General features: G+C 75.9%; 5 protein-coding genes and 1 pseudogene. 3 read left to right on the forward strand and 3 right to left on the reverse strand.

The annotated features are described in order from the left end of the window. The coding region (locus tag GTW43_RS01205) for a hypothetical protein (protein WP_161299660.1) at window positions 1-2,229 on the forward strand (2,229 nt) is incomplete at its 5' end. Here the strand turns inward: GTW43_RS01205 and GTW43_RS01210 are convergent. The 3 genes from GTW43_RS01210 to fxsA form a co-directional block, all read right to left on the reverse strand. Continuing rightward, complete coding sequence (locus GTW43_RS01210; RefSeq protein WP_161299661.1) at window positions 2,207-3,214, reverse strand: hypothetical protein; 1,008 nt, start codon at window positions 3,212-3,214, stop codon at window positions 2,207-2,209. The two genes, GTW43_RS01205 and GTW43_RS01210, sit on opposite strands and share 23 nt — an antisense overlap. A gap of 31 nt (window positions 3,215-3,245) precedes the next feature. Then, window positions 3,246-7,007 carry an FxSxx-COOH system tetratricopeptide repeat protein gene (gene fxsT, locus GTW43_RS01215; protein WP_161299662.1) on the reverse strand — a complete coding sequence of 1,254 codons (3,762 nt, stop codon included), beginning with the start codon at window positions 7,005-7,007 and terminating at the stop codon, window positions 3,246-3,248. A 115-nt stretch (window positions 7,008-7,122) separates the two neighbouring features. Then, on the reverse strand, window positions 7,123-7,332 hold the full coding sequence (gene fxsA, locus GTW43_RS01220) for an FxSxx-COOH cyclophane-containing RiPP peptide (RefSeq protein WP_161299663.1): 210 nt from the start codon (window positions 7,330-7,332) through the stop codon (window positions 7,123-7,125). A 278-nt stretch (window positions 7,333-7,610) separates the two neighbouring features. Between fxsA and GTW43_RS01225 the strand changes: the two genes are divergently transcribed. Together GTW43_RS01225 and GTW43_RS01230 are read left to right on the forward strand one after the other, a co-directional pair. Continuing rightward, window positions 7,611-8,807 carry an FxsB family cyclophane-forming radical SAM/SPASM peptide maturase gene (locus GTW43_RS01225; protein WP_343245852.1) on the forward strand — a complete coding sequence of 399 codons (1,197 nt, stop codon included), beginning with the start codon at window positions 7,611-7,613 and terminating at the stop codon, window positions 8,805-8,807. Continuing rightward, a pseudogene (locus GTW43_RS01230) lies at window positions 8,804-9,294 on the forward strand (HEXXH motif domain-containing protein); the annotation flags it as partial. The gene GTW43_RS01225 and the pseudogene GTW43_RS01230, both read left to right, overlap by 4 nt.

The raw sequence follows: 9,294 nt of genomic DNA on the forward strand, positions 1-9,294 counted from the left end.
GGCAACCCGTTTCCCTCGACCCCCGTCGTCCGGCTCGACTCCTCCGTGGACCTCGGCGGCGCCCCGGTGCCCGACGCGGACTCGGGCAACGTCACGGTCGGCACCCCCACCCTGCGCGAACTCGACCGCATCGTCGACGCGTACCTCGCCGAACCCTCCGCGGCGGGCGGCCGGCGCGGCCGCGCCGTCGCCCTCGTCGGCGGCTTCGGACTCGGCAAGAGCCACGCCCTGCGCGAGACCTACGCCGCGCTCGGCGAGCGCCAGGACGGCCCCGCCCTGTGGATCGTGGACGAACCGGACCGGAACATGGGCCTGATGTACCGCGACCGGCTGCGCGGCCCGGGCGCGACCGAGGCGGGACGCCGCGCGTTCGAGGAGATCGTCCGCGACTACTACGCGTACGTCACCGCCCAGCGCGTCGGCGCCCAGGGCGAGGACCCCCGCCTCGGTGACCTCGGAGAGCTCGCGGCGGGCCTGCGCGAGGGCACCCTCGACCCCGGCAAGGTCGTCGCGGCCCTGCGCTACGACCCCGAGGTGATCAGCCAGGACCTGCGCGAGACGCTGAGCAGCGTCACCGAGCACCGCCGCTTCGCCACGGCGCTCGCGCTGCTGCCCGTCCCCGAGTTCACCCGCATGGTGTGGTCCTGGCTCAACGGCGAGGCACCCGCGGGACCGCTCGTCGAGCGCGGGATCACCGAACCGATCGGCCTGCCCGCGGGGGACGGCCGCGCCGAGTCCAGCGGCATCCACCAGGTCTTCGACGCGCTCGCCGTGCAGGGCTTCGTGCACGCCCGGGTCGGCCGCCCCTACGTGCTGCTCATCGACGCGCTGGAGAAGGTGCTCGACTGGCCCGACGAGCACCGGCGCACGTTCCTCGACGCGTTCGAGCGGCTCGTGAACATCTACGTCAGCCGCGGCGGTCTCCTCGTCTTCTGCATCTCGCCCGAGGGACTCTCCGCGTTCCGGCCCAGCCTGCACGAGCGCGTCGTGCAGCTGTGGCCGCACGGCTTCGACGCCCGCCTGACCGGGGAACTCGTCGCCGGGTACCTCGCGGCGGGCCGCCCGGCGCAGGAACCGCCCGGCGCCGCCTCGCCGTTCGGGCCCACGGCGCTCGCGACCCTGCACGAACTCACCGAGGGCGTTCCGCGCCAGGTCCTGGAGACCTGCCACCAGGCCTGGCAGGAGAGTGAGGAACCCGACGGCACCGTGCGCGAGGTGCGCGCCGCCGCCGTGCTCCGGGCCGTCCGGGTGCTGCACGAGAAGGCGGCGCCCGCCCAGGTCGTCGGCGCGGTGCGGGAGGCCGTCGGGCGCGGCCAGTGGCGGATCGCGGAGCGGGACCCGGTCTCCGCGCGGACCGCCGCGCCCGAGAACTCCGGCCTGGAGGTGCTGTACTGGCTCACCCCCGCGGCCAACACCTACCTGGCGATCGTGCTCACCTCGTCCGTCCTCCAGGCCGCGGACGCCGAGCGCGTCACCGCCCACGTGCGCGCCCTGCACAGCGCCGTCGACCCCGCCCGGCTCGACGTCCTGCTCGTCGTCAACGGGCACCTGTCCGACGCCATGCAGGACCGGCTCAGCCGCACCCTCGGCTCACGGCCCCTCGTGTACCGGCACACCGGCTTCGTACCGGCCGTCACGGAGGCCCTCGGGGCGCTCGGCGAGCGGCTGCGCGCCGGACGGCAGGCGGCCGGCCTCACGGACCTGGCGGACCAGGTGCGCTCCGCCTTCGCCGTGCAGCGCCGGGAGATCGCCGAACTGCGGCAGGAGTGGCGCAGCCGGCCCCCGGGGCCCGCCGCGGCCGCGGACCCCCGCACCGACGACCCCGGGCAGGAGCAGCTGCCCGGCCCGGTGCGGCACCACTTCCGGGAGGCGCTCGCCGTGCTCGACGCCGTCACCCGCAAGGTCACCGCCCGGGCGACCCGCCCGCGCCCGGCCGCCACGGACGCCGACCTCGGCCTGCTCGGCTGCGCCACGCTCGTGCGGGCGCTGACCGCCGACTTCCAGTCGGCCGTGGGCCGTTGGTACGGCAGCCGCCGCGACGGGACACCGAGCGGCGAGGAGTGGGCGAGCCTGCGCCGGATCTGCCAGGACTACGAGACCTCGGTCGAGGTCCTTCCGGTGCACCGGCTCGGCGACGCGGGCGCCGGGCACGTGCTCACCGCCGCCCGGACCGTCGAGTCGCTCGCCGAACAGGTGTGGCGGACCCTCAACGCTGCGGTGGCACGCTGATCAGGTGCAGCTCCCGGGCCAGCCGGTCGAGGGTCTTCTCGGCGCCGCCCACCTGCAACTGGTTGAGCGTCACCCCGATGACCAGATCGCGCGGGCTCGGCCACTCGAAGCAGACGGCGCCCTCCTGGACGTCGAGCACCAGACGGTTCATCGGCGGCCGGTGGTTGCCGGGCGGGGCCACCATGCCGAGCGCGTCGGCCAGGCGCGGCAGATGGCCGCGCAGGGTGCCGGTGAGCTCGCGGTAGGCGGTGCGCCGGGCCCGGACGCTGACGTCGATGAACCGGGGCCCCATGTCGTCGTCGTCGAAGACGTCGCCCACACAGACGAGCCGGAGATCGCGGTAGTAGGCGGCGTACTGCAGCCCTGCCACCGACAGGTGGGTGCCGAGCAGGGAGCGCAGCCGCTGCCCGTACGGACCGTCCTGGCCGGCGCCGGTGCCGAGATCCACGCGCAGCCCCGGGCAGGGCGCCCCGTCGTCGGCGCGCGCCGACTCGTCGCCGCCCGGCGCCTCGGTCGGCAGGTTGTGCACCGTGCCACGGATCCTGGTGACCAGCCGGTTCATCGCCTCGTCCAGGGCGGCGACGTCGTCGCTCGTGTCGGCCACCGCCGCGAGGTACTCGCCCGGCTTCACCCTGCCGCCCCACAGCCCGCCGCCCGGCCCCGCGACGACCGTACGGACCAGTTCGCCGGTGCCGAGCGGGCGCAGCCGCGCGTCCAGGTCCTGGGCGCACAGCAGCAGACGGCTGCCCGGCAGCGCCTCGTCCTGCTCCGGCGTGCCGGGGTCCGCGGACGCGGCACTCATCGGGGCGCGGTCGGAGCGGCAGATCACGAAGTCGAGGATGCCGTTGCTGTAGTGGGCGAGGGAGCGCACGGCGGGGGTGGTCCCGGCGGTCGCCGCGCACAGCTCGGTGATCTTCTGATGGCGCTCGGGTGCCCAGTGGGACTCTTTGTAGGTCTGGACGGTGTGCTGCGTGGGGGCTGCCACGTGCGCTCCTCTTGAGCCTTGGGGCCTGCGGTCACAGGCCGGGGAGTTCGAGGTCGATGTCGAAGCCGGTCGGCGGTGCCGCGCGCGGCAGCTCTTCCTCGCGGAGCGTCGCGAGGTGGTCGCGCACCCGGCGGCCCAGCGGACGGCCGCTCATGCCGAGGTCGTCCAGCCGGGTCACGGCGCTGCGCGCGTACTGCAGCGCCTCCTCGCGGCGGCCCGCGGCCGCGTGGGTGGCCGCGAGGGAGTTCTCCGCGGCGGCCGCCCACGGGTGGGTCCAGCCGAGCTGTCCGCGCAGGGTGTCCACGGCCGACCGGCCCGTGTCGAGCGCGTCGTCGGCGCGGCCGAGGGCACGCAGGTACACACCGTGCCTGACCCGGCCGAGAGCGGTGTACGGATGCCGCGGGCCGAGCGTCACGGTCAGCGCGTCGAGGCAGGTGCGGGCGTGCAGTTCGGCGTCCTCGTGCTTGCCGAGCGCGTGCAGGTCGGCGGCCAGGCTGAACCGGCAGCGCAGGGTCTCCAGACGCCGGCTCCCGAACTCGTCCAGATAGCGTTCCAGCGCCTCGAGGTCCCGTGCGTACGCCCGCTCGAAGCCGTAGCGGGGATCCTTCGAGCCGACCGGGTAGGCGTCCGCGATCCGGCGCTCGCTGATGGCGAGCCCCACCTCGACGCTCAGCCGGGCGCCGTCCCACTCCTGTCCGTTGCGGCGCAGGTACTGGCGCAGGAGATCGCGGGACTCCTGGTCGCGGCCGACCGCGCGGTGCAGGTAGGCGAGCAGGTCGGCGCGGACCCAGGCCCCCGGGTCGTCCTTGCCGCCCACCGCCTGACGGTGCCGGAAGCGGTCCTGGAGCAGGGCGAGCGCGACGTCGTAGCGGCCGGTGAGGGCTTCGGTGAGGGCCAGGTTGTGCTCGGCCTGTGCGGTCGCCGCGTGCCGGGGTCCGAGCAGCAGGGCCAGCCCCTCGACGGCGGGCCGGCTCTGCAGCAGTGCGTCGTCGAACCGGCCGAGCGCCCGCAGGATCGCCGCGTGCGAGTCCGCCGAGAGCAGGGTGCGCGGATGCAGCAGGCCGAGCAGCCTGCGGTGGCCGCGCAGAGCCGCCTCCGAGACGCTCCGTGCGGCGGCGTGGTCGCCGCGCAGCCGGTGGGCGCGCGCGATGAAGTTGAGCAGCCGCAGGTACTCCGGCGACTGGTCGTCGCCGGGCGACTCCCAGCGGGCGCGGGCCTGTTCGGCGACGTCCAGGAGCCGGGCCAGGTCGGCGCGGCCCATGCGCTGGCTCAGGGCGTTGAGGTGGCGCAGCAGGGAGCGGCGCACGCGCGGCCGTTCGTCCTCCCACATGCGCAGCGCGTACACCTCGCGGGCCCACTCGCGCGACAGGTCCTGGTTCTCGTGCGGCACGTACTCGGCGAGGGCGCCCCGCAGCGCCATCTCGACGTCCTCGCGTTCGTGCGCGGACATGCCGTCCCGCACGACGTCCCGCAGCACGTGATGCTGCGTCAGCGGCTGTGCGGTGCGGTCGAAGTCCACGTCGAGCAGCCCGACCCGCGCCAGCGACCACAGGGCGACGCTCACCATGTGCTCGTCCGGCAGCTGCACGTCGTCGACGTGCCGGGGGCGGCCCGCGACAGTCGCGTGCCGGTCGCGGCTCAGGTCGTCGCGGCCCAGCTCGGACAGGATGCGGCGGGTGCGCAGCAGTTCGAGGCCCATGCCGCGCCCGGTGAGCAGGGACGCGGCGTTGAGCAGCCAGCCGAGCGCGTCCCGGCCGGGGCTCTCGTGCTGCCAGGCGCTCGCTCCCGGCGTGTCCTGGGCGAGCAGCCGGGCCACCTTCACCATGACCTGGATCGACGAGGCCGCGTCCGCACGCGTGAGGAGTCCGGCCTTCGCGGAGCGGAAGGTGTCGAGGACGTCCCGCACCGCCGTGCCCGTCGCGGTCCCGGGGTCGTGGCGGCCCTCGCGCTGGTGGTGGGCGACGCGCTCGGCGAGGCAGGACGCGGCGAGCCGCAGCGCCATCGGGACGCCGTCGAGCACGGCGGCGATCTGCGCGGCGTCGTCGGCGGTGAGGTCGGGCGTGCGCTCGCCGAGCAGGGCCCGGGCCTCGTCCTGCGTCATGCGGCGCAGCGGGAGGTCCGTCGTGCGCAGGGCGGCGCCGTCCGCGGTCGCGGCGCGGCTGGTGATCAGGACATGGCCGTGCTCGTGGGGTTCGGGCAGGAAGGACGCGAGGTCCTCGGGCCGCTCCACGCCGTCGAAGACGATGAGCCAGCGGCCGGCGCGCGACGCGGGGTCGGAGAGCCGGCGCAGCAGCCGCCGCGCCGCCGGACCGTCGCCCGCCCCGGCCGCGTCGGGGTCCGTACCGGTCGTGGTGTCGTCGGCGGAGTCCGTGTCGCGGTCGGGGGCGCGGCCCGCCCCGGAGCCCGCCCCGCCGTGGGCCGTGGCGGCCAGCCGGTCGGCCAGCGCCGTCAGGCCGCGCCGCACCCGGGGCCGCTCCCACGCGCGGACCCACCACACGACGTCGTACCCGGGGCCGTACTGGTGGCACAGTTCGCGCGCGGCCTCGCTCTTGCCCCAGCCGCTCGGTGCGTGCAGCACGAGCGGCCGACCGAGCCGGGCCGACTCCCGCAGCGACCGGTCGAGATCGGCCAGGAGCGGGGCGCGGTCCACGAACGAGCCGTTGCGCGAGACGACGTTGGAGACTGTCGGCAGCTGCGGGAAACGGGCCGCAGGCGTGGGCTCGGGCCCCGCGGCCGGACCGATCGCGAGGCCCGCGTACAGCGCCTGGAGCGCGGCCTCCTCCTGCTTGCCGCGCAGGTCGATGCGCTCGTGGTGGGAGGTCTCCGCGTGCGCGTACGGCTCGTCGACCAGGACGATCCGGACGTCCGTGTGGGACAGCGGGCCGATCTTGGGGAGCAGCGCCGGGTCGGCGCCGGGGGACAGGAACAGCAACGCCTGCCCCGGGCCCGGCCGTTCACCGCCGTACCGGTCGCTCCTGAGGAGCGTCGTGCCGATGCCACGGCCGCGCAGCCGGTCGTCGAGCCAGGCCGCCCACGGCGCGTGCGCGGAGGTGTGCACGATGCGCACCTCGGTGAGCCGGCGCGGCTCGGCCCGCCGCAGCCAGTCGGCGACCTGGGCGTAGTAGGGCATGATCCCGGCGACCGTGAGCGCGGTCTCCGTGTCCGCGGCCAGTTCCTGGCTGTCCTGGTAGAGCGGGTTGAACGGGATCTCGAGGAAGGGGATGCCGGCCGTCTCCCCGCGGGCCTGGGCGAGCGTCCCGAACCGCCGGCGCACCCGCTCGCGCGCGTCACGCAGCCGGTCGCCGACCCCGATGTTGCTCTGCAGACCGAGCGCCAGGACCCGCACCGTCCGCTCGCCGGTGCGCCGGGACAGCTCCTCCGCGAGGGCCCCCGCCCCGTCGATCGACCAGGCGGACAGGGCGAAGCAGACGACGAACGAGTCGGCGAGCGCCGCGAGCGCGGCCGGCTCGGCGGCGCCCGCCGTGTCCGGGACCGGCGCCTCGATCAGCACGTGGTCGTACCCGGCGGCGACCGGGTCGTCGGCGAGCGCGGCGAGTTCCGCCGCGTCGGACCGGCGCACGGCGTGGACCGCGCCGGGCTCGGGCGGCGGCACCGGTTCGGCGGGTGCGGTGCCGGTGCGGCCGTCGACGAGCAGCACGCTCTGCCGGGACGCGCCGAGCAGGTCCGCGATGTTGCGCAGGGTCGTGCTCAGGCCCAGGTTCTCCGACGTCGTGAGGAAGACGGTGAACGGACGGCGCTCGGGCAGGTGCTGGGAGCGGCGGTCTTGCGGCATGGTCTCTCCGCGGGGAGGTCGCGACGGGGCAGAGGCACCGGCAGGGCCGGTAAGGCCAGAAAACTGAACGAACGGGACACCGGCGGCGCCTGAGTATAGGACCGCGCCGGTGCGTTCACTTGCTCTCCAGGTGTCCGGTGACGAACGCGTCGCCGCCCGCGTCGCGGGCGTCCAGCAGACGCCGCAGCAGACTCCCCAGGGCGGACGGAGGCAGCGTCGCGACGTCCTCGAGCGAGAGTCCGGAGATGTCGAGGACGGGCGACTCGGCGTCCGGGGGCGCGACCCCCTCCGGCTCGCCCGCCGCGTGATCCTCGGTGACCGCCATGCTCTGCACTCCGGGGCGTCGGTGGACTGCTCGTGTCCCGATGCCATGGTAGCGCCGGGCGACCGGGTCCGGACCTGCGCGGAAGCCCTCCAACTTCGGTGCGGAGCGGGGGTGTTGTCTCATTCGTGATGTTGACGCTCCGCGCACGGCGCCCGAATACTGGTCGAACACGGTGTGCTGCGTCCGTGCCGCCACGGACGGCACGGCACCTCGGGGGGAACTGGATGAGGCGACCGTCACTGCGTCATGTCGATCCGCCCTGGCCAGGGCCCTCCCACGTGGCGGCCCGGCTGGCGGCGGGCTGGACGCCGTCCCCGCTGCACGCGTTCGTCCTGAAGGTGCACAGCCGCTGCGACCTGGCCTGTGACTACTGCTACATGTACCGCGCCCGGGACGGAAGTTGGCGCGATCAGCCGCGTGTCATGGCCCCCGGGGTGGTCGAGCGCACCGCCGAGCGGATCGCCGAGCACCTGGACGCCCACGGCCTGACCGAGGCCGGCGTGGTCCTGCACGGAGGGGAACCCCTGCTGATGGGCGACGCCGCGCTGGCCGCCGCCGCCCGCACCCTGCGCGCGGCCGCCGGGGACCGCGTCCGCCTGCACCTGTCCGTGCAGACCAACGGGGTGCGGCTGACGGAGCGGCGCCTCGACCTGCTCGCCGAGCACGGCATCCAGGTCGGCGTGAGCGTCGACGGCGGCCGGGCCGCCCACGACCGGCACCGGCGCGGCGCCGACGGCCGCGGCAGTCACGCACGGGTGGCCGCGGCGCTGCGGCTGCTCACGGACGGCCCCCACCGGGCGCTGTTCAACGGCCTGCTGTGCACGGTGGACCTGCGCAACGACCCGGTGCGCACCTACGAGGCCCTGCTGGCCCACCGGCCGCCCTCCGTCGACTTCCTGCTGCCCCTCGGCAACTGGGACGCGCCGCCCCCCGGCCTCGGGCGCGCCCGCGGGCCCGCCACCCCCTACGCGGACTGGCTGTGGGCCGTCTTCGAGCGCTGGTACGCCACACCGGAGCCGTCGACCCGGGTGCGGATCCTGGACGACCTGATGGCGCTCCTCCTCGGCGCCACGCCCGACACCGAGGGGCTCGGCCTCTCGCCCGTGCGCTACGCCGTCGTGGAGACGGACGGTTCCCTCGCCCAGGACGACACCCTGCGCACCGCCTACCACGGCGCCACCCGGACCGGCCTCGACGTGCACCGGCACGACTTCGACGCCCTGGTACGGCACCCGGGCATCGCCGCCCGGCAGTGGGGCGCCGAGGGCCTGTGCGCCGAGTGCCGCGCCTGCCCCCTGCACCCGGTGTGCGGCGCCGGTCACTACGCCACCCGGTACCGGCACGACACCGGGTTCGCCAACCCCAGCGTGTACTGCGCCGACCTCGCCGCGCTCGTCCGCCGGGTCCGCGGGCGGCTGGCCTCGGACCTCGCCCCCGTGACCGCCGCCCGCCCGCCGACGCCGGAGGCGGCATGACGCCCGCGCCGCATCGCGTCCCCGGCGAGCTGTTCGACGCGATGGCCGCGGGGCTCGGGGGCCCGCAGTCGCTCCGCCTGCTCGCGTCCGCCGAGCACAGCCGACGGCTCGCGCTGGTGCACGCGGTCACCCGCGCCGCCCAGGACACCGGCGGCGCGACGGCGGCCGAGGCCCGGCGGGCCTGGGAGGTCCTCGCCGCGGCCCAGCGCCGGGATCCGGACCGAGCGGCGGCCGTCCTCACCCACCCGGCGGCCGGGCCCGCGCTCGTCCGGCTCCTCGTCCGTCTCGACCGGCTCCGCGACGGCACGGCGGGCGCCGCCGCCCCGCGTCCGTCGCTGTCGTGGTTCACCGCGCTCGCCGCCGCTGCCGCCGTGCGCTCGGGCCTGCCCGAACGGCTGCGCTGGACGCCCGACGGTCCCTGGGTGACGCTGCCCTCCGTCGGACACGCCCACGTCCCCGGCGCCGGAGCGGACGGGCACGGGCCCGT

Origin of the sequence: Streptomyces sp. SID5785 (assembly GCF_009870065.1) — a bacterium.
GTDB lineage: Bacteria > Actinomycetota > Actinomycetes > Streptomycetales > Streptomycetaceae > Streptomyces.